The following is a 17492-nucleotide window of genomic DNA, read 5'->3' on the forward strand; positions in this document are numbered from 1 at the left end:
TCTTGAACAAAGCTGAAATGCAACATAACGGAGGGCCTTAAATGAGATCAAAAGTTGCTCTACTCGGGATATTTACATTTGCCTTTCTCCTACAACTCTTGACCTTTCCCCCTTGGAACACTCTGACATATGACGGAGCTCTGTATATATGTATAGCGAGAAGCCTAACCCAAGGAATAACAAACTTCACATACCAGGGGATTTATATGATGTATAGACCACCCCTTTACCCTTATACACTTTCTCTCTTCTTCCACTTCATTAATGATCCCCTCTTCCAGCTTAAAGTCGCTAGAATTATATCTGCAGTGTTCTTTGCAATGACCGCAACGTTAACATACAAATTTGCAGGGGAAATATTTGAGGGAAAGAACGTTGAAGGAATTCTAGCAACCTTGTTTTTCATTTTTAATGGACTAGCATTGACAATGGGAGGAAGAGAGCTAGTTCACAGTGAATTCACATTCTTCTATACACTAGCTGTATATCTCTTTTACACCGGAAGAAAGCTTAAAAAACCAAAGAGAATCTATGGAGCGTTTATATCCGCTGGCTTGGCTATATTAACAAGATACACAGGGCTTTCAATAGTTGGAGTTTTTCTGGCATATCTTTGGATTATAGACGATCTTAAGTGGGTAAGAAAAAAGGAATATTTAATTGGATTTTTCCTTCTGTTTCTAACACTACTCCCCTGGCTTTACATGGGGCACCTTTACTATGGAGGATTCCTGAGGCCTTTTGAAATAGCCAACAGAGTCGTCACTCTTGACAAGCCAACTTCAGTAGTTCAATTCTTATCCCTCCTAATAGAGGATGTCGGGATAGTTCTCCCAGTTCTTGCAGTCTTCGGATTACTGTTGTTGGAAAAAGATGAGAAAGGATGGTTGCTGATAAGTTGGGTTCTCGTTGGATTCGGAATGATAATGATGGTTATTCACAAAGAGACTAGATTCATAACATTTCTCTCCCCTGCCCTGGGAATACTTGTTGCATACTTCATTCATAAGGCATCGTTGTTGATCAATTTTTTCAGGAGAGATAAGATAAAACAGGAAGTAATTGCCATTGTTCTTGGAATTATCTTACTAATACCCATTGCACAGGCAGGTTTCTCTTTGAAGAACAGATGGAACTCTTTTGGAGTCTATGATTCCGAAGTTCTACTATTCGCTAGTAAGAATTATCCTGCATCCAGTATTCTCGTTTCCCCAAGTCTCTATACAATGGCAGGCTTCTACTATCCGGGAGCCAAAGTGGATATGATACTAAATAAGGAAGCCGTTAGGGACAAGATATTGAACGGATATTATGAAGTGGTAATCTATAAGGGAGAAGGTCCATATTTGAACCTTGTTAAAGAAAGATACAAGCTTGTCAAAGAATTCTATGGAGGAAAATTCAAGGTCTTCATAAAGGATTAGTTCTCCTTTTTTACATGCTCTATGATTGAAATTATTGACAATATTTCTCCATCCAATTCTCTAAGAACAGATTTTCCAAGATCCGTTATTCTGTAATATCTCCTTTCTCTACCACCAACCTCTGCCCAGTAATCTTCAACCAAACCATACTTCTTTAACCTCTTAAGCAGATCATATAGGGTTCCCTCACTTGGCACTATCTTACCTCCACTAACCTCCTCAAGCTCCTTTCTTATCCCATATCCGTGTATTTCTCCCTTTCTTTCAAGGAGCAATAAAATTAAATAAGCATATAAACCAGCTCTTATGTCTCTTTTGAACTTTTTGGCAACGTCTCTTTTCAAAATCACCACTCCACCTCCTCTTCGTCTTCCTTACCTTTCAAAGCCACTGGAACGGCAAAGAGAAGGATAACAAATGTCACAATGCCCAATACTCCCTCAGAAATTATCAAGACCTTAAACGCCATTTCCTGACTTATCAGTTTTGAGAGAGTATAGAACGACGCTAATGTATCGACCACTGCATGGGCTCCAATCACGCTTAGAAGAACCTTCCACGTTCCATTAGCCAATAGAATTGCAGTACCAACATGGAACAACAGAACCAAGTACCTTTCGGCCATTGTTAAGAGGGCTATTGTCAGTGGAACGTCCACATGAACTTTCATCCCTACGAGAGTCACATTAAGAGCAAGCATTAGAACCTCAGCTGTCCCAAATCCTAGCCCAACAGAGTAAGCGAAAGAATAACTCTTCCTCCTAACAAAGAAGAACTTTGACCCCTCTTGAAATAGAGCCGCTGTAAGTCCTATCCAAACGCTAGCCAATATAATTACCTTAATTCCCTTGGAAACTAGATCTGCATTAGACTTTATTCCAGTCCAAAGAAAAGGAACTTGTTGGATTATTCCCTGGGCAAATATAGCCAGGAAAAATAGAAATACACCAAGAATAAATTCGCCGGCTCTGATCTTCTTAAGTCCAAAGAGGAATAGTGTTAACCAAGCTAAAGCACCACCAAGGATTATCATTGGAGCAGGGTTCATTACTCCTCCCTCTCAACGACGACGGCAGTCCCATATGCATAAACCTCAGCCATACTAGAACCAACGTTCGAAGTTGCAAACCTAACATTCACAACGGCATTTGCTCCTAGCTCTTTTGCGTGAATTATCATTCTCTTTAGAGCCTCTTCCCTGGCCTGAGCCATCATCTGGGTGTACTCCTTTACTTCACCACCCTTAATGTTTCTTAGAAAGGCCATTATATCCCTTCCAAGATGTGTCGCCATAACTATTCCTCCCCTTGCTATTCCCTTAACTTCAACTATCCTATAGCCCGGGATCTCAGGAGTTGTCACAACCATTATCTCCATATGCACACCCCCATACCTCGGACGTAAATACATCGAAGTTCGAGGTATATTGGAGCTTCACATATAAAAACCTTTCTCTCTTAATCCTGGTACAATCTGTATTTTATTGGGAAGTGCTTCGAAAGACCTATATACCAAGGTATGAAAACTTCCTCTTTCCCCTCTTCTATAGCCCTCACTATCCTCATCGCAACATCCTTAGGATCTAAAGATCCTCTCGGAGCATTTCCTTTCCAAAAATCAGTATTTACTTGCTTGGGATAAACCCTGAGAACCTTAATTCCTCTCTCCTTCAATTCACTCGATAGTATAGTTGCAAGATAGTGAAGAGCCGATTTGGAAGCTCCATACGCGGGCATATCAAGTGTTTTCACAAATGCAGCACCACTTATCACAAAAACAACCGTAGAGCCCTTCTTTAGATTGCCCAGCAACTCCTTTGTTAAAACTACAGGGGATATTGTGTTAACTCTGAAAATCTCTTCAATTTCATCCCATGTATGCTGGAGAAGAGGCTTAACTATCCCAAAACCAGCATTATTAATCATGATATCTATTTTCTTTTCCCCCAAAGCTTCTCTAACTTTAATTATTCCTTCAAACCTCGAAAGATCGGCAACTATGTGAGTGTATCTCTCGCCTAGGGAAACTTCCCTCCTACTCACGCCAATAACTTCAAACCCCTTATTGAGGAATATTCTAGCCAATTCTAGCCCTATTCCAGAAGATGAACCTGTTATCAGGACAATCATCTCCTTTCCCCATATAATTCTCTAGCACATGTAGTTAAAAACATCTGGACAATACTTAATAGGAGGCAACTCAAGGGCTCCGAGGGATGGGTGTGTAAAATGGATGTAGTGGATGCCATTGTAGAAGGGATAAGGCTCGCGGTAACTAAAATTCCCGAAGATGTCATTGATGCATTGAAAAGTGCATATGAAAAGGAAGAAAGTGACGTTGCTAGGTATAATTTAGAACTTATTCTTAGAGCAATAGAGATATCTAGAGAAAATTCAATCCCAGTCTGTCAAGATACTGGGACACCCATATTTTTTGTCAAAGTTGGAGAAGATTTCACTGTAAAGGAGCTATCAAGAGCAATAAAGGAAGCCGTAAACAGGGCTACCGAAGAAATTCCCCTCAGACCAAACGCAATATCCCTCCTCACTGGCAAGGTCATAGGAAATTCCCCTGAGATACACTTTGAGGAGGGGAGAACTACTAGGATATCAATACTAATGAAGGGAGGAGGAAGTGAAAACTGTTCTTCCCTCTTCACTCTAACACCTGCCCAAGGGTTTGAAGGAGTCAAAGAGGAAGTCATCAAAAGAGTTAGGAAATGCGGGGGAAAACCTTGCCCTCCTGTAATATTGGGAATAGGAATCGCAAGTCCAGCTGAAAAGGCAATGAGGCTCGCAAAGATTGCTCTCCTCAGGAAAATCGGAGAAAGAAGCAAACACAAAATGATAGCCAATCTCGAAAGAGAGATACTTAGAGAAGTAAACTCCCTTGGAATTGGACCAATGGGGCTTGGAGGGAAAACAACGGCCTTAGATGTTAAAATCGAAGTAGAAACTAGGCATCCTGCAAGCTTTATTGCAGCCCTTTCAGTTCAGTGTTGGGCCCACAGAAGGGCCTTTATAGAGTTCACAGATGGGGGTGTTAGGATTTGGCAATAAAGCTTACCACACCTCTAGACATTGAGGATGTCCTTAAGCTGAAAGTTGGGGATAGAGTACTCCTAAGTGGAACTATATATACAGCTAGAGACCTTGCCCACAAGAGATTTCTTACGAAGGGATTCCCATTTAATCCCGAAGGTGCCGTTATATACCACTGCGGGCCTTTGGTTAAGAATACAACGATAATATCAGCAGGCCCAACCACGAGTGCTAGGATGAATCCCTATTTAGAGTCTATATTTAGGGCCGGTGTAAGAGGTGTCATCGGAAAGGGCGGCATGAAGGTCGAGCCCTTTAAAGGAAGAGCTGTATATTTTGCATTCCCTGGAGGAGCAGGAAGTCTGGCGAGAGAGTTTATTGTCAGAATAAGAAACGTATACTGGAGAGATCTTGGAATGGCAGATGCCGTTTGGGAACTTGAGGTTCGGAACATGCCCCTTTTGGTAGCTATAGATGCCCATGGAAGATCGCTGTATAGAGAACCGTGAGTATAAAAGCGACGATAAGGTAGGGAATTGAATACCTATGAAAATCTCTCATGCTTATATTTCCGATCCTCACAGCTATTAAATTCGCCAGAGAGCCTATCACAATCCCATTACCACCAAGGTTCACTCCTAAAAGAAGGGGAATAGGATCAAGAGAACCAACCAGCATTACAGTCGCTGGAACATTGCTCACAAGCTGGCTAAGACCGAGAGAAAGTAAGAAGGATTGAAGGAACCCTTTGGGCTTTGGAACCGGGAGAAGAGCTGAGAGAGCTCCAAAGTCCATAAAAATAAAGACAAAAGTCAGAGCCAAAAAGATGTCAAATGCAAACAAAACCTCTCTGCCCAATGCCAGGTAAGAGAACAGCGTTAATATGAAAGCATAAACCTCAAGGTTGAATTTAGATAGGAGTATATTCATCCCAAGAAGGGTTGTGGAGAGAACAAACAGCCTCTTATTAACCGCTACCATGGGTATCTCCACAACTTCAATCCTGCCCTTCTCAGGTATTACAATGGCAAGTAAGGGAAGCATCCAAAGGATCATATAAGGGAGCATTATCCTAATAAAATCTAAGAACGGGATTTGATAGAACTTCCATATTATTACATTCTGGGGGTTTCCTACGGGAGTTAAAGAAGAGCCGACATTAGCTGATATTGTTAAAACGATTACAAGCTTGCTAAGATCAATTGGGAAAATTCTCGCCAATGTAACAGCCAATGGAATGAAGACAAGCATCGCCGTATCGTTCATTATTATTGGAGACGAAAGCAACACAGAGACTACAAGAAGGAAATAAAGCCTCCTAAATGACCCTTTAGAAAAATGAACTATATATATTGCTAAGTTAGTGAATGCACCGGAAAGCTCTATCCCCTTTGAAGCCATTATAAGAGAAATTATCAAGAGAACACTCTTCCAGTCAATAAAGGAGAGCAGAACCTTAAATGAGAAGCCAAAGAAAGGTAAAACTAACCAGATTGTGACCAAGATAAATAAAAACCATTCTCTCTTTATTAGCTCTTTCACGTTCACGAGCTTCGTTGTGAATTACCTCTTTTAGGTTTTAACTGTTACAGCCTTCTCCTGATCTCCTCAGTTAATGGATAATCAGGAACTATACTTCTTCCATCCTCGGAAACTTTGACATGAAGAACTATAAAGCTCTCCCACGCAACAGGAACCACCCAGCTTCTTTCTGGTTTCCTAAATTCACAGGCCTGAAGAGGCTTTAGTGCCCTCAATACACCCTCAACTGCATTCATCACATCCTCAATGTTAACATCTCCTTGGAAATGAACAGGGTATCCCTTTGGAGAAGGCTTCATAGTCATTGGGTCAAAATGCATCCTATCGACAGCAAAGTCCATATATAGAATAGGAACGTCAATGTGAAGGCCCTCGGGGGTTCTATGGACTATTGGCCTTCCCACCCTCATAAGGGGAATTGCATTCTCGACAGTTTGTATTGCTCTCCGGGCATTTTCAACGTCCAGCATATATGGTATACTTCCAAAGTAACATAAAAGACTATCTACTTCCCTCCCACTTTCTGAGGCTCTCCTTCAAAGCTTCCCTAACAGCTTTCCCAATAGAAATACCAAGTTTGGTTGCTGTACCAGCCCATTCTATGTCCCCCATAGGGGCAAATACTCCAATGCCATCGCTAGTCGTTCCCGTCGCATTGTAGCCAAGTTTGAGAAGAACGTAGGTTTTAGCCTCGGTAGCACTGACCTCCTCCCCGCCCTGAAGGGCGAGGGTTCCAGCGAGTTAACCCCTCGCTATGGGTGGGGAGGTTTGAGGGGCTTCATTAAAGCTCAACTCAAAGCGAGCTTTCAGCCCCTCCGGCCGGGTCTCCGGCCAATTACCCCTACCTGCCGTTAAACCCGGCAGGCTCGGGGTTATCGTCCTCACAACCTTCTTCAAAATGTTAAAAGCACCAACTAAATCAGCATTCATTACAACGCCCTCCCCGTGGCACTTAAACAAACCCCTAAAGATTCTCCCATTCGAGTGGCGTTGGCCACAGAGAGGGCAGGTTTGTGAAGTGAAAGCCTCATCCACTAAGACAACTTGAATACCATACTCCTCAGCCACTTCCTTCAAGCGTTTAATAACATAGTTAAAACGCCAAACGTGGGAGAGGAGGAAATTCTGTTTTTCACCCCTTTCAGAGTTTCTACTGATGCCCTTGGGGTATCCGATGACAATCTTCGAAACCCCGAGCTCGTAGAGCCTCTTAACAGTCTGTCTCACCACAGTATTGATGTAATGTTTGGCTTGGAGTTTCGCCTTCTCGTGCATTTTCCTTAGCTTCCTACTTGTTTTAGTCCCAGACTTGTTTAGTTTTGACTGGTAATCGGCAACCCTCTTCCGCCAGTAAAAAGCTATTGCCTTCAGAGGGCGACCATTCACGAGGAAGCTTTCCCCATTCTCTACATAAACAGCCATCAGATTGTTTATTCCTAAATCAATTCCAGCCGTGAGGTTTCCCTTTGGCTTCCTCGGAAGTTTAATCCACTCCTCGCCCTCGAGTTTTTCCTCAACGGTGAAACTAACGTGAGCATACCATTTGCGTTTAACTTCGTCATACTGGATTTCCAAGCGCCCCTGCTTGCCCTTAAAGTGAACCCTCCCCTTGAACTGGATTCTCAACCTCCCGAATTTACCGAGTCTTCTCAGCTCCAGAACGTTCCCCTCAATCCGATACTGGTCATTCCTGAGGGGAATAATGAATAACTTTCCACCGTTTTCTCCCTTGATGAATTTTGGAGGGTTAAGCTTGAACCACTCAGGCAATTCCCCAGACTTTTTCTTCCTATTGAGTGAGAAGAATGAACGCCAAGCCTCCGCATTCTTCCTCGCCAACTGCTGGACTATTGAGCCACCAACCCAGTCCTTAAAGGCGTGGTACGCCTCCTTTTCTGTGGTGGCAAAGTCTATCACGCCGAACTCCTTGAACTGTTTTAACCTCTCATAATTAAGCTTATTCCAGATTACTGCTGATGCTTGAGCTAATTCGAGTAGGATTCTTTCCTGCTCTTTTGAGGGCTGGAGTTTTACCGTTACTGTCCGCTTCATTTCTCCTCCCGTTCAACTTTTTCAATCCAGAGTTTTTAGGCCCCCTCTGTACGGTGCATTGCTTAAGGCCAATAAAGGAACTTCAAAATATTTAATAAAATAAGAAAACATGTAATCCCCCCTTAGTACAATAGCGCCAGCAATAAAATTATAGATGGAAAAAGCATTACTTATGCGCGAAGATGGCAATGACTTTTTCTCCTTCAATCTTGTCAATTCTCACAAAGCCAAACCTTTCAAACTGTACTATCTCATCAACTTTGACATTTGCATCTTTTTCCAAGAGGCCTCTCCTAATAATCAACTCATCCCCCTGTGGAACTATAACCTCACAAGGTCTTCCCTCTGTAACCCAGTGAATCATTCTCCACTTGTTTTCTTTGGCTATCTCGTACTCATAGCTATGGAACTTAGCCCTTATGGAATCTTCGGTTACTTCTAGCACTTCAACGTTGAAGAGATCCTTAAGCCTAACAAATCCTCCTGGCTTCAGAAGATTTAGATCATCCTTTGAAACATATATTGGCTTATCTGGAGAGAATTTAAGAACCCTATATCCCCTCTCTGGATGGTCTGGATGAAGGGGGATCTTAGCTTCGAATTCGGTGGCATTTTCTACATACATTGGTATTGGATCCGCGACAAAGAAGTATCTATTTGCTACGGGGTCTACAAGTTTCCTATTTATTGCAGCTAAGTTATCCCAGCTTATTGTAGCGTCGCTCTTCTTGAGGCCAACTTCTATTATTAACTCCCTTATGGCCTCGGGAAGTATACCTCTCCTTCTTAATGCCCTTATTGTGCCAAGCCTTGGATCATCCCATCCAAGGTATTTTCCTTCTTCTATTCCTTTCCTTGTCTTTGACTTGCTCAGAATAACACCCTCAATGCTTAACCTTCCATGGTGAACCGTTACCGGGTACTCCCAACCCAAGTATTCGTAAATATACCGTTGTCTAGTTTCATTCTCTGCATGTTCTTGTCCTCTGAATATGTGGGTGACTCCTAGTTCGTGGTCATCTATAGCAGAGGCAAAGTTATAGAGGGGCCACACCCTGTATTTATTTCCAGTTCTTGGATGGTTCGGATTGTCTATTATCCTAAGGGCAGGCCAATCTCTAACCGCTGGATTTGGATGATCTAAGTCCGTCTTTATTCTAACCACTGCCTCTCCTTCTTTGTACTCCCCGTTTAGCATCTTCTTCCATCTTTCGAGCTGAACTTCCACTGGTTCATCCCTGTGCGGACAGGGGATTCCCTTATCACGAAGTTCCCTGAACTTCTCAGGCGGACAGGTGCAGACATAAGCCTTTCCCATTCTTATAAGCTTCTCAGCGTAGGTATAGTATATCTCCAGCCTATCACTAGCATATACTATCTCATCGGGTTCTATACCTAGCCACTTAAGGTCTTCTATTATCATTTCATAGAAGATTGGCTCGGGTCTCTTCACCTTTGGATCTGTATCATCAAACCTTAGGATGAATTTTCCACCGTACATTTTAGCGTATTCATAACTTAAAATTGCTGCCCTTGCATTTCCTAAGTGGAATGCACCGTCAGGGTTCGGTGCAAAGCGCGTAACGACCTTACCCTTTTCTGCCTTCGGAAGAGGTGGAAGACCCTTCTTTTCTTCTCTCTTCTCTGCCTTCTTTTCAAAATATTCAGGATAGATTTCTCTGAGCCTTTTAATCTGCTCATCTATGCTCATCCTATTAACGTTCTCAACAACCTCGTTTACTATTGGAACTATCTCCCTTGCCTTTGGTCTCAATTCTGGATTCTCACCAAGTATTTTACCTATAACTGCCTTTGGATTAGCTTTACCATCGTGCTCTATCGCATTTATCAATGCGTACTTCAGTGCTATCCTCTCAACATCCATAATCGCCACCTAAAGTTTTGGGGGTTTATGCGAATATAAATCTTCGCCGAAGTTTTAGAAACGAAAGGTTAATAAAATTTTAAGAGAACTATAAACTGGGTGAGTGAAGATGGTTCACGAGTACATTAAGGAGAGGATGAAGGAGTTCTCAAAAGAAGAGAAGGAGAGGAGATACAAGTACCTCGGAAAAGAGGTTATAGATGTTGGAGATCCAGGACTGGACAGCATACCAGAGTTCTACGGAATAGCCAACGCTATATGGAGAGATTGGAAAAACGGTGAGATAAGCACTAAAACGGCAATCGGAAGATTAGCTCTCCTCAAGTTACTAACATACAAGAGCAAGAATAAGAAGATAAAGGACATTCCAGAAGAGGAGCTTGAGGAAGTTAGAAAGTTCATAGACTACGTAATCCAGGTTATCGAAAACGAAAGCAGAAGAGGTCAGCGATAGCTGGTTTCATCACGCTTCAGTCCCGAAACCGGTCATCATCCCAAACATTTAGAAATGCACGTTCATTTAAACTTTTCTTGTTAAGATTGCTCTACAAAACCTGAGGTTTTAAACTCCAACATTTTTATGTTCTGCTCAAATAGTGAGTTGGGTGGTTCAATGAATCCCATGGCAAAGGCGTTTGAGGAGGCTAAAAAGAATCCAAGGTTAAGGAAAAAGCTAAACATATTGCCATGAACAGGGAAATAATGAAAAAGGAGCTCGAGATGCTGTTCACCTAGTATAAAAGGACATCATGAAGATCCCGAGTATCAGACAAACTATCCAGACTACGGCAGATTTTGCTATATATCCCTTTTCTTCTTCGCTAATACCAATTATCCCAACCTTAACTATAAGTGCTGGTAGGTACAGAACCAGGGAGGGAATTAAAATTAGAGCTAGGAGAGCAGCAACTCCACTTCCTTGAATTCCACTTGTCTTAGCAGCACTTCCTAGAATACCTGTTGTAATAGAGCCAAAAACTGGCAAAACTGCTAAGAGATAAAGCAACTTCATTCCACTCACCGTTAATATAAATTTGAAAAAATTAAACATAAAACTTTAATAACATTTCTTAAACCTTTGGTTATACTTTACTATGTGCAACTCTAGTTCCCCAAAAAGCAACTTCTCTTCCTGGCTTTAAATCGTTAGAGTACAGAATATCCGAGTACTCACCCCTAGATACAAAGTAGATTTTCATTCTTTCAAGCTTCTTAACGCCAGCTATCACCATTTTACTCTTAAGCTCTTCACTTCTAATGAACCTTATTATAGCCGTAAATCTTTCCTCGGTTTGCATATCCATTAATGTTCCTATGTACGTCGACGGCTCCCCATATGCTATTCCAAAAACATCGATTCCTTCAGGCTTTTCCATATCAAAATCTGCCTTTTCTGTATGGAATTCAAACACTCCTCTAGCTATCTCTGGACTCGATGTAACAAAGTTTTCTATGGCTATCCCATCCCTAACATTATATACATCAAACCTCCTAACGAACATCAAATTCCTAAGTTTTTTCGAAAAGAATATTAACTTTTTGGAAATTTTCTTGAACATGTTCCAAAAAAGTAACTAAATAAAACTTCTAAGGTTAACAGAATTCTGGTGGGCCCGCGGGGATTTGAACCCCGGACCTCCGCCTTGTGAGGGCGGCGTCATAACCAGTCTAGACCACGGGCCCATTCTCAATTCCGATGATGAAGGGTGGGTATTTAAGAATTTCGAAAGTTAATGAAGCGAAAGCCATTTATACATACTTTTGTCAATTGCCCATTGGGGGAAAGTAATGAATCAACTCGAGGCCATGAAAGAAAAACTCAAGGTCATTAGAATGCTTAGAGTTCTAAAGAAAACCTATACATACGAGGAGCTTTCAAAAATCACTGGTCTCCCAATTACAGTTCTCAACAGATACGTAAGGGGAAAAGTTTTACCAAGTGTTGAGAGGGCGAGAGAACTTACCGAAAAGCTTTCTCCGTACATAAACCTCGAGGATGAAGTAAAGAGGAGGCTAAAGTATGACTCATTTGGGTTCTTTGACACTATGAGCGTTTTGAGTGACACAAATCTCCTTGCTCTTATAGCTGAAGAAGTTGCCTTGAGATACATAAAAACGGGTGTAAGTAAGGTTCTAACGGCCGCAACTGATGGAATTCCCCTAGCAGTTCATATTGCCAATGAGCTTGGAATAGACGTTGTATACGCAAAGAAGAAAAAAGAAGTTGGGGTTACAAAGTTTTACGAGGTCAACTATGTTCCGAGTGCCTCGGGAAGTATAACCACGCTGTATTTACCTGCATGGGCATTAAAGAGAGGGGAGAGAGTTCTGATAGTGGATGACGTCATAAGAAGTGGGGAGACTCAGAGAGCATTGCTAGAACTTTGTAGACAGGCGGATGCAACTCCCGTTGGGATGTTCTTCCTCATAAGCGTTGGGGATGTAATTGACAAACTCAGGGAGGAGTATAACATTCCAGTAGATGCACTTGTTAGGCTCTAAGGCTCGAGTCTAAAATCTTCCTTTACTATTTCCAGCGCAACATGAGTGTTTGTTTTTTCAACGCCATCTATACTTAAAACACTCTTTACGAATCTGTTCATATCTTCCCTATTCCTAAATTTTGCAACGACTATTATGTCATACTCTCCAGTTACATCATACACACAAGTTACGTGTTTATCTTTCGCTATTATTCTCTCTATTTCCCTAATTTTCTTTCCTTGGGCTTTTATTCCTATTATCGTTGTTAATTCGTAACCTATGACCTCATAGTTTAGCTTTACAGTAAAACCCTGGATAATTCCCGAATCTTCAAGCTTCTTTATTCTATTGTAAATCGTTCCAACAGCTACATTTAATTCCTTGGCTATTTCTCTATACGACGTTCTTGAGTCCCTTAGTAAAATGCTGAGTATTTTCCTGTCCAAATCGTCTAGCTCCATATTCCCCACCCATTTCCTTGATAACTTCACCAAAGTACTTTGGGATTATCTCCTCTATAGGCTCACCATCAGGATGATTTATTCCTGGGCAGATTTTATCTCTCTTCACATATATTTCAAGTTTCTCCCCATGCTTCACTAACACGAAAGGATAGAGCTTACATGCCAGAGGTCTATGTTCATATATGGTACACTTTTTCGTTTCTGGGTCGAGGAAGACACAAGCATCGTCAAAAGGCCTCTTTCTCATTCCGTAACCCAGGAATTTTGGACCTCTATAGAACATTTTTGTGAAGTCCACAAAGTATTCTTCATCGTATCCAAGAGCTTTTATCCTCTCAATGTCCTCCTCTCTAAGAGGGATGTCATTTTCTATACAACATCTTGCACAGTACTCTATACACTTAAACCTGAAATCCTTTTTAATTACCTCAAGTTCCCCTGTTTTGACGTTTAATACCGCTATCAGCTCCTTCTCCATTAATCTCACCATTAATAAGAGCTTGCAATTAGGGTTTCACTTATTTCTATTCCAGGGATTTTTCTTAGAACTGAATCATGGAATTCATCGAGTGCTTTTATACCATCAACAGATATCCTTAAGATTATATCATAGTCACCATAAACCTTGTATATTTCTTTAACTTCTGGCCTTTCCTTAAGTTTTCTATAGACCTCTTCCTCCCGTCCAGGATGGATTACTAAGAGTATGAACACATCCATCACATACCAAACCTCCTTGCAAGCCTTGCAAGTTGTCTTTTGTTCATGCTCTTGAAAAATTTCTTCATCTGCTTATACTGATTTAATAATTCCCTAACGTCTCTTATTGAAGTTCCGGAACCCCTAGCTATCCTTTTAATCCTTGAGTAGTTGATTATATCAGGATTCATAAGTTCCTCCTCAGTCATAGAATCCATGATGACTTTGAATTTCCTTAACCTTTCTTCTCCAACTGAGATAAGCTCGTCAGGCAGTGAATAGCCAAGCCCAGGGATCATCCTGAGGATTTGCTTAAGGGGGCCCATTTTCCTCATAGCCTCTAACTGGGCGTACATGTCCTTGAGAGTGAACTTGCCTTTTAGGAATCTTTCAACGTCCTCCTCACTGAGTTCAATTTCCTTTTCAACTTCTTTAAACTTCTCAAGCAATCCTTGAATGTCTCCAAGGCCTAAAAGCCTTGAAACAAATCTTGCGGGATCAAATGGCTCTAAGTCATCTATCTTTTCTCCAACACCAATAAACTTTATTGGAGCCCCAGTTGCGGCTACTGCGGATAAAGCACCACCACCCTTAGCACTACCATCCAGCTTTGTCACGATTATTGATCCTATTGGAGTTGCTTCTTTGAATGCTAAAGCCTGATTGTAAGCCTGCTGTCCAATCGTTCCATCTATGACCAATATAACTTCATGGGGATTTATCGCCTCACTTATCTGCCTCATCTCCTCTATTAGATCTTTCTCTTCCTTGTGTCTTCCAGCGGTATCTACTATTATTAGGTCAACTCCCTTTGACTTGAAATGTTCAACTCCCTCTTTGGCAAGCTTTATTGCATCTTTTTCTTTAGGATCCCCAAAGACTTCTATGTGATAAGGATCAAGTAGTTGCTTCAGCTGGTGATATGCCCCTGGTCTCCAAGTGTCAGAACATACGACGCCAACTTTATAGCCCCTCTTTTGGAAGTACCTCGCAAGCTTTGCGACTGTCGTTGTTTTACCGCTTCCCTGAATTCCGACCATTAGTAAAATTGTGGGCTTCGCCCTTATCTCTATAGGTCTTGCCTCGGTGCCGAGTAGCTTTGTTAGCTCCTCATAAACTATCTTTATTATGTGTTCTTTCCTTGATATTCCAGCAGGAGGCTTTTCCTCTAGGGCTCTTCTTTGGATTTCTTTTGTGAGCTTTAAAACTAATCTAACGTTAACGTCAGCCTGAATCAGAGCCCTTTGAATATCCCTAACAACTTCCTTAATTAGTGCTTCATCAACACTCCCCGCTCTCGCTATCTTCTTAAGGGCATTGCTGAGTGCCTTACCTAATGTGTCTAGAACCATTTCTCTTCACCAACCAATTTATTGAGAGAAGTGTGGGCTTATAAAAGCTCGTGCTCCACTAAGGCCACAATGTCCTTGTGAACATCTTCTATGCTGGCCATTGCATTAACTATTTTCATCTCCGGAAACATCTCAGCAAGTTTGAGATAGTTCTGCCTTACTCTTTTCTGAAGTTCCACAAGCTTATCAAATTCCGTCGCACCACCTCTAACTTTTATTCGCCTTATGCTTTCCTTAGTTGGAAGATCCAGAAGGATAGCGAGATTTGGCCTTATTGCAAACTCATTAATCTTAATAAGCCATTCAAGGCTAAGCCCTCTGGCCCACTGATAGGCGAGGGAAGAGTAAAAATACCTGTCACATATTACAACCTTTCCCTCTTGAAGGGCTGGCTCGATAACCCTTTTGACGTGTTCTGCCCTATCAGCGGCAAAGAGCAGGGCTTCAGTTTCATAACTGACCCTTGAGCCATCTATTATTCCTCCTTCAACGATTAACTTCCTTATAATTTTCCCCAAATCACTATCTGTTGGCTCTTTGGTCAAAACTACCTCGTATCCTCTCTCTTCAAACCACTCTGCAAGGAGTTTGGCCTGAGTACTCTTTCCTGAACCATCAATGCCTTCAAACACTATAAAGATACCACTCATTTGAATCACCAGAATGAAAAGTACAAAAGAATGCTAGAGCCTCTTGAGATAATCTAAGAACTTCCAGAGACTGTTGAACTCCTCTACCTCCCCATCTTTATATACTTCTACAACTCCGTCCGGCCTAAACCTGAGACCAAAATCATAATTCCCCTTTGTCAGCTTCTGCACGAATACTTCCTTGGGCTTTGGAGGGAGGTAACTTGTCATCATATCATTCATTAGTTCAACTTCAAATCCAAATCTTTCACTGAGTCTTGGGAAAAGGAGAACGGCTGGAGTGTTCATACAATCAACTAATGCCTTCCCTTCTATTTTGAAGTCGTAGTGCTTGAATAACTCATGCAACATGTCATCAAGCGCGTTAGGATAGTAAACAGTAGCACCTATGTCATTAGGAGGAGCCTCAACAAACGCTCTGTTGTTTAATATGGCATTAACTTCATCAACTTCAAGCCCGCTGATTTCAACCCTAACTCCTCCATAGTAATACACATAGGCGAATGGGTAGCCTTTTTTCTTTGCAAAGTCCCTAAGTGCTATTAGAGGTATTAATCTAACGTCCATAATAGTAGAGCCTGTGCTAACTATTCCCACAACCAATGCTCTTTTGCCGTATCTTGAAATTGCTCTACCATCTCTTCCCACAACAATAGTTCCTTGAGCGGCTGTTCCTATTGCTCTTCCAAGGAGCGCGAGCTCCTCAGGGTTAAATTTTTCTGACTTATATAATTCCATTCACTCCACCCCCTCAATCAGGTAGTATAATGCTCTCTTTCCCAACTCTTGAGTCAGCCCAAATTTTAACATTCGCTCCAATTTTGCTATATTCTTCTATAATAGAGTTATCCCCTATAACGCTACCCGGCTCAATTACTACTCCTTTTCCAATATATACGTTTTCACCAATTATTGCCTCCCTAATTTCTGCTCCCTCTTCTATTACAACATTGGAAAATATTACAGACCTCTCAATCCTAACATTTCTCCCGACCTCTACATTGTCCCCCAACACTGCAAAGCCCACTATATTTGGCCTTCTAAGGATGCATCGACTCCCAGTAAAGAGGCTACCTCCCTTCTCAATATTCCCTTTTAAGGAACCAACATTTATCTGAGGCAGCTTAAGCTTCCCTGCGAAAACATCTTCAGTTGCCTGAAGATATGTTGAAGGTCTTCCAACATCGTTCCAATATTCATCAAAAGGAAATCCATATATTGGTATTCCTTCCTTAAGCATCTTTGGGAATAAGTTTAGTGAAAAGTCATAATTTTCGCCTTTAGGTATCAAATCAAATATATCAGGCTCAAAAACGTAAATTCCAGCATTAACTAAATTACTTGGAGCCTCTTCTCTTTTTGGCTTCTCTTTAAAATAGAGGATTTTATTATCTTTATCCAAAACGGCAACTCCATAATGACTTGGATCCTCGACTTTCGTCAAAGCCATTGTAGCTATACCACCTTTCTTCTTGTGAAATTCTAATAAAGCTTTAAAGTTCAAATTCGTCAAAATGTCACTCGATGCAACAATGAACGTGTCATCTATGAAATGCTCTGCCTTTTTGAGTGCACCAGCTGTTCCTAGTTTAATATTTTCCCCATTAGAATACTTTATTTCAATTCCGAACCTTTCACCATTGCCAAAGTATTCGAATATTTTCTCTTTCAGGTAGCCAACAAGTATTATCACCTCTTCTATACCAATGTCTACAAGGCTTTGAAGGATATATTCCATTAGGGGCTTATTGAAGAAAGGCATCATCGGTTTTGGCCTATATATAGTCAAGGGAAGAAGTCTCGTTCCCTTTCCACCCGCTAGTAATACTGCCTGCATAGTTCACTCCCAAAATTCTAATGAATTTTTCCTTATTAAATAATTGCGGTCTTAAATTTAGA

At 41.4% G+C, this 17492-nt stretch carries 22 protein-coding genes, 1 tRNA gene and 1 pseudogene; 5 read left to right on the forward strand and 19 right to left on the reverse strand.

Annotated features, from left to right (window positions below; genetic code table 11):
* Positions 1-41: 41 nt before the first annotated feature.
* Positions 42-1424 (forward strand): glycosyltransferase family 39 protein, encoded by a 1383-nt coding sequence (locus PY04_RS08210; RefSeq protein WP_048056119.1) that lies wholly within the window; start codon positions 42-44, stop codon positions 1422-1424.
* Here PY04_RS08210 and PY04_RS08215 read toward each other — a convergent pair.
* The 4 genes from PY04_RS08215 to PY04_RS08230 all read right to left on the reverse strand — a co-directional run bounded on the left by PY04_RS08215 (position 1421) and on the right by PY04_RS08230 (position 3553).
* Positions 1421-1774 carry a PadR family transcriptional regulator gene (locus PY04_RS08215; protein WP_014734662.1) on the reverse strand — a complete coding sequence of 118 codons (354 nt, stop codon included), beginning with the start codon at positions 1772-1774 and terminating at the stop codon, positions 1421-1423. The genes PY04_RS08210 and PY04_RS08215 overlap by 4 nt on opposite strands.
* On the reverse strand, positions 1771-2472 hold the full coding sequence (locus PY04_RS08220; protein WP_014734663.1) for a hypothetical protein: 702 nt from the start codon (positions 2470-2472) through the stop codon (positions 1771-1773). The genes PY04_RS08215 and PY04_RS08220 overlap by 4 nt, the downstream gene beginning before the upstream one ends.
* Positions 2472-2801: a heavy metal-binding domain-containing protein gene (locus PY04_RS08225; protein ID WP_048056120.1), complete on the reverse strand. Its 330-nt coding sequence runs from the start codon at positions 2799-2801 to the stop codon at positions 2472-2474. The genes PY04_RS08220 and PY04_RS08225 overlap by 1 nt, the downstream gene beginning before the upstream one ends.
* A gap of 80 nt (positions 2802-2881) precedes the next feature.
* Positions 2882-3553 carry an SDR family oxidoreductase gene (locus PY04_RS08230; RefSeq protein ID WP_014734665.1) on the reverse strand — a complete coding sequence of 224 codons (672 nt, stop codon included), beginning with the start codon at positions 3551-3553 and terminating at the stop codon, positions 2882-2884.
* Positions 3554-3652: 99 nt separating this feature from the next.
* On the opposite strand from PY04_RS08230, the gene PY04_RS08235 reads away from it, so the two are divergent.
* Together PY04_RS08235 and PY04_RS08240 are read left to right on the forward strand one after the other, a co-directional pair.
* Positions 3653-4483 (forward strand): fumarate hydratase, encoded by an 831-nt coding sequence (locus tag PY04_RS08235; RefSeq protein ID WP_014734666.1) that lies wholly within the window; start codon positions 3653-3655, stop codon positions 4481-4483.
* Positions 4474-4974, forward strand: a complete 501-nt coding sequence (locus PY04_RS08240) for a FumA C-terminus/TtdB family hydratase beta subunit (protein ID WP_014734667.1) — start codon at positions 4474-4476, stop codon at positions 4972-4974. The genes PY04_RS08235 and PY04_RS08240 overlap by 10 nt, the downstream gene beginning before the upstream one ends.
* Here the strand turns inward: PY04_RS08240 and PY04_RS08245 are convergent.
* The 5 genes and pseudogenes from PY04_RS08245 to PY04_RS08265 all read right to left on the reverse strand — a co-directional run bounded on the left by PY04_RS08245 (position 4934) and on the right by PY04_RS08265 (position 9944).
* Positions 4934-6013, reverse strand: coding sequence for an SLC13 family permease (locus PY04_RS08245; RefSeq protein ID WP_014734668.1), 1080 nt, complete (start codon positions 6011-6013; stop codon positions 4934-4936). The genes PY04_RS08240 and PY04_RS08245 overlap by 41 nt on opposite strands.
* A 38-nt stretch (positions 6014-6051) precedes the next feature.
* On the reverse strand, positions 6052-6477 hold the full coding sequence (locus tag PY04_RS08250) for a hypothetical protein (RefSeq protein ID WP_014734669.1): 426 nt from the start codon (positions 6475-6477) through the stop codon (positions 6052-6054).
* 31 nt (positions 6478-6508) lie between these two features.
* Positions 6509-6709: pseudogene (locus PY04_RS08255) on the reverse strand (adenosylcobinamide amidohydrolase); the annotation flags it as partial.
* A 39-nt stretch (positions 6710-6748) separates the two neighbouring features.
* Entirely contained in the window at positions 6749-8059 is a 1311-nt protein-coding gene (locus tag PY04_RS08260; protein ID WP_014734670.1) for an RNA-guided endonuclease TnpB family protein, read from the reverse strand.
* 166 nt (positions 8060-8225) lie between these two features.
* On the reverse strand, positions 8226-9944 hold the full coding sequence (locus PY04_RS08265) for a glutamate--tRNA ligase (RefSeq protein ID WP_014734671.1): 1719 nt from the start codon (positions 9942-9944) through the stop codon (positions 8226-8228).
* 109 nt (positions 9945-10053) lie between these two features.
* Between PY04_RS08265 and PY04_RS08270 the strand changes: the two genes are divergently transcribed.
* Entirely contained in the window at positions 10054-10398 is a 345-nt protein-coding gene (locus PY04_RS08270; protein ID WP_014734672.1) for a hypothetical protein, read from the forward strand.
* Between the two features lie 273 nt (positions 10399-10671).
* Here the strand turns inward: PY04_RS08270 and PY04_RS08275 are convergent, their stop codons facing one another.
* The 3 genes from PY04_RS08275 to PY04_RS08285 all read right to left on the reverse strand — a co-directional run bounded on the left by PY04_RS08275 (position 10672) and on the right by PY04_RS08285 (position 11627).
* Entirely contained in the window at positions 10672-10956 is a 285-nt protein-coding gene (locus tag PY04_RS08275) for a hypothetical protein (RefSeq protein ID WP_048056121.1), read from the reverse strand.
* 70 nt (positions 10957-11026) lie between these two features.
* The gene (locus PY04_RS08280) at positions 11027-11446 is read right to left on the reverse strand and encodes a hypothetical protein (RefSeq protein WP_048056239.1); all 420 of its coding nucleotides are present in this window, start codon (positions 11444-11446) and stop codon (positions 11027-11029) included.
* A 103-nt stretch (positions 11447-11549) separates the two neighbouring features.
* A tRNA-Val gene (locus PY04_RS08285) sits at positions 11550-11627 on the reverse strand.
* A gap of 105 nt (positions 11628-11732) precedes the next feature.
* Here PY04_RS08285 and PY04_RS08290 point away from each other — a divergent pair.
* On the forward strand, positions 11733-12446 hold the full coding sequence (locus tag PY04_RS08290) for a phosphoribosyltransferase family protein (RefSeq protein ID WP_014734674.1): 714 nt from the start codon (positions 11733-11735) through the stop codon (positions 12444-12446).
* Here PY04_RS08290 and PY04_RS08295 read toward each other — a convergent pair.
* Genes PY04_RS08295 through PY04_RS08325 form a run of 7 tightly spaced genes read right to left on the reverse strand, consistent with a single transcriptional unit; the run spans position 12443 to position 17430 of the window.
* Entirely contained in the window at positions 12443-12889 is a 447-nt protein-coding gene (locus tag PY04_RS08295) for an Lrp/AsnC family transcriptional regulator (protein ID WP_014734675.1), read from the reverse strand. The two genes, PY04_RS08290 and PY04_RS08295, sit on opposite strands and share 4 nt — an antisense overlap.
* Positions 12822-13370, reverse strand: a complete 549-nt coding sequence (locus tag PY04_RS08300; protein WP_014734676.1) for a YkgJ family cysteine cluster protein — start codon at positions 13368-13370, stop codon at positions 12822-12824. Before PY04_RS08300 ends, PY04_RS08295 begins: the two co-directional genes overlap by 68 nt.
* An 11-nt stretch (positions 13371-13381) precedes the next feature.
* Positions 13382-13612 (reverse strand): Lrp/AsnC family transcriptional regulator, encoded by a 231-nt coding sequence (locus tag PY04_RS08305; protein WP_014734677.1) that lies wholly within the window; start codon positions 13610-13612, stop codon positions 13382-13384.
* Positions 13612-14943, reverse strand: coding sequence for a signal recognition particle protein Srp54 (locus PY04_RS08310; protein ID WP_014734678.1), 1332 nt, complete (start codon positions 14941-14943; stop codon positions 13612-13614). The genes PY04_RS08305 and PY04_RS08310 overlap by 1 nt, the downstream gene beginning before the upstream one ends.
* A gap of 38 nt (positions 14944-14981) precedes the next feature.
* A complete protein-coding gene (gene tmk, locus PY04_RS08315; RefSeq protein WP_014734679.1) occupies positions 14982-15593 on the reverse strand; it encodes a dTMP kinase in 612 nt (203 codons plus the stop codon).
* 33 nt (positions 15594-15626) lie between these two features.
* Positions 15627-16331, reverse strand: a complete 705-nt coding sequence (locus PY04_RS08320; RefSeq protein WP_014734680.1) for a phospho-sugar mutase — start codon at positions 16329-16331, stop codon at positions 15627-15629.
* A 13-nt stretch (positions 16332-16344) separates the two neighbouring features.
* Entirely contained in the window at positions 16345-17430 is a 1086-nt protein-coding gene (locus PY04_RS08325; RefSeq protein ID WP_014734681.1) for a sugar phosphate nucleotidyltransferase, read from the reverse strand.
* Positions 17431-17492: the final 62 nt, after the last annotated feature.

This window comes from Pyrococcus sp. ST04 (genome assembly GCF_000263735.1).
Classification (GTDB): domain Archaea; phylum Methanobacteriota_B; class Thermococci; order Thermococcales; family Thermococcaceae; genus Pyrococcus.

Coding starts and splice junctions, on each gene's coding strand:
- PY04_RS08260 (WP_014734670.1), bottom strand. CDS start 8,059: ATGAAGCGGACAGTAACGGTAAAACTCCAGCCCTCAAAAGAGCAGGAA.
- PY04_RS08280 (WP_048056239.1), bottom strand. CDS start 11,446: ATGTTCGTTAGGAGGTTTGATGTATATAATGTTAGGGATGGGATAGCC.
- PY04_RS08250 (WP_014734669.1), bottom strand. CDS start 6,477: ATGCTGGACGTTGAAAATGCCCGGAGAGCAATACAAACTGTCGAGAAT.
- PY04_RS08305 (WP_014734677.1), bottom strand. CDS start 13,612: ATGGATGTGTTCATACTCTTAGTAATCCATCCTGGACGGGAGGAAGAG.
- PY04_RS08320 (WP_014734680.1), bottom strand. CDS start 16,331: ATGGAATTATATAAGTCAGAAAAATTTAACCCTGAGGAGCTCGCGCTC.
- PY04_RS08290 (WP_014734674.1), top strand. CDS start 11,733: ATGAATCAACTCGAGGCCATGAAAGAAAAACTCAAGGTCATTAGAATG.
- PY04_RS08210 (WP_048056119.1), top strand. CDS start 42: ATGAGATCAAAAGTTGCTCTACTCGGGATATTTACATTTGCCTTTCTC.
- PY04_RS08300 (WP_014734676.1), bottom strand. CDS start 13,370: ATGGAGAAGGAGCTGATAGCGGTATTAAACGTCAAAACAGGGGAACTT.
- PY04_RS08265 (WP_014734671.1), bottom strand. CDS start 9,944: ATGGATGTTGAGAGGATAGCACTGAAGTACGCATTGATAAATGCGATA.
- PY04_RS08295 (WP_014734675.1), bottom strand. CDS start 12,889: ATGGAGCTAGACGATTTGGACAGGAAAATACTCAGCATTTTACTAAGG.
- PY04_RS08220 (WP_014734663.1), bottom strand. CDS start 2,472: ATGAACCCTGCTCCAATGATAATCCTTGGTGGTGCTTTAGCTTGGTTA.
- PY04_RS08310 (WP_014734678.1), bottom strand. CDS start 14,943: ATGGTTCTAGACACATTAGGTAAGGCACTCAGCAATGCCCTTAAGAAG.
- PY04_RS08225 (WP_048056120.1), bottom strand. CDS start 2,801: ATGGAGATAATGGTTGTGACAACTCCTGAGATCCCGGGCTATAGGATA.
- tmk (WP_014734679.1), bottom strand. CDS start 15,593: ATGAGTGGTATCTTTATAGTGTTTGAAGGCATTGATGGTTCAGGAAAG.
- PY04_RS08275 (WP_048056121.1), bottom strand. CDS start 10,956: ATGAAGTTGCTTTATCTCTTAGCAGTTTTGCCAGTTTTTGGCTCTATT.
- PY04_RS08325 (WP_014734681.1), bottom strand. CDS start 17,430: ATGCAGGCAGTATTACTAGCGGGTGGAAAGGGAACGAGACTTCTTCCC.
- PY04_RS08230 (WP_014734665.1), bottom strand. CDS start 3,553: ATGATTGTCCTGATAACAGGTTCATCTTCTGGAATAGGGCTAGAATTG.
- PY04_RS08270 (WP_014734672.1), top strand. CDS start 10,054: ATGGTTCACGAGTACATTAAGGAGAGGATGAAGGAGTTCTCAAAAGAA.
- PY04_RS08235 (WP_014734666.1), top strand. CDS start 3,653: ATGGATGTAGTGGATGCCATTGTAGAAGGGATAAGGCTCGCGGTAACT.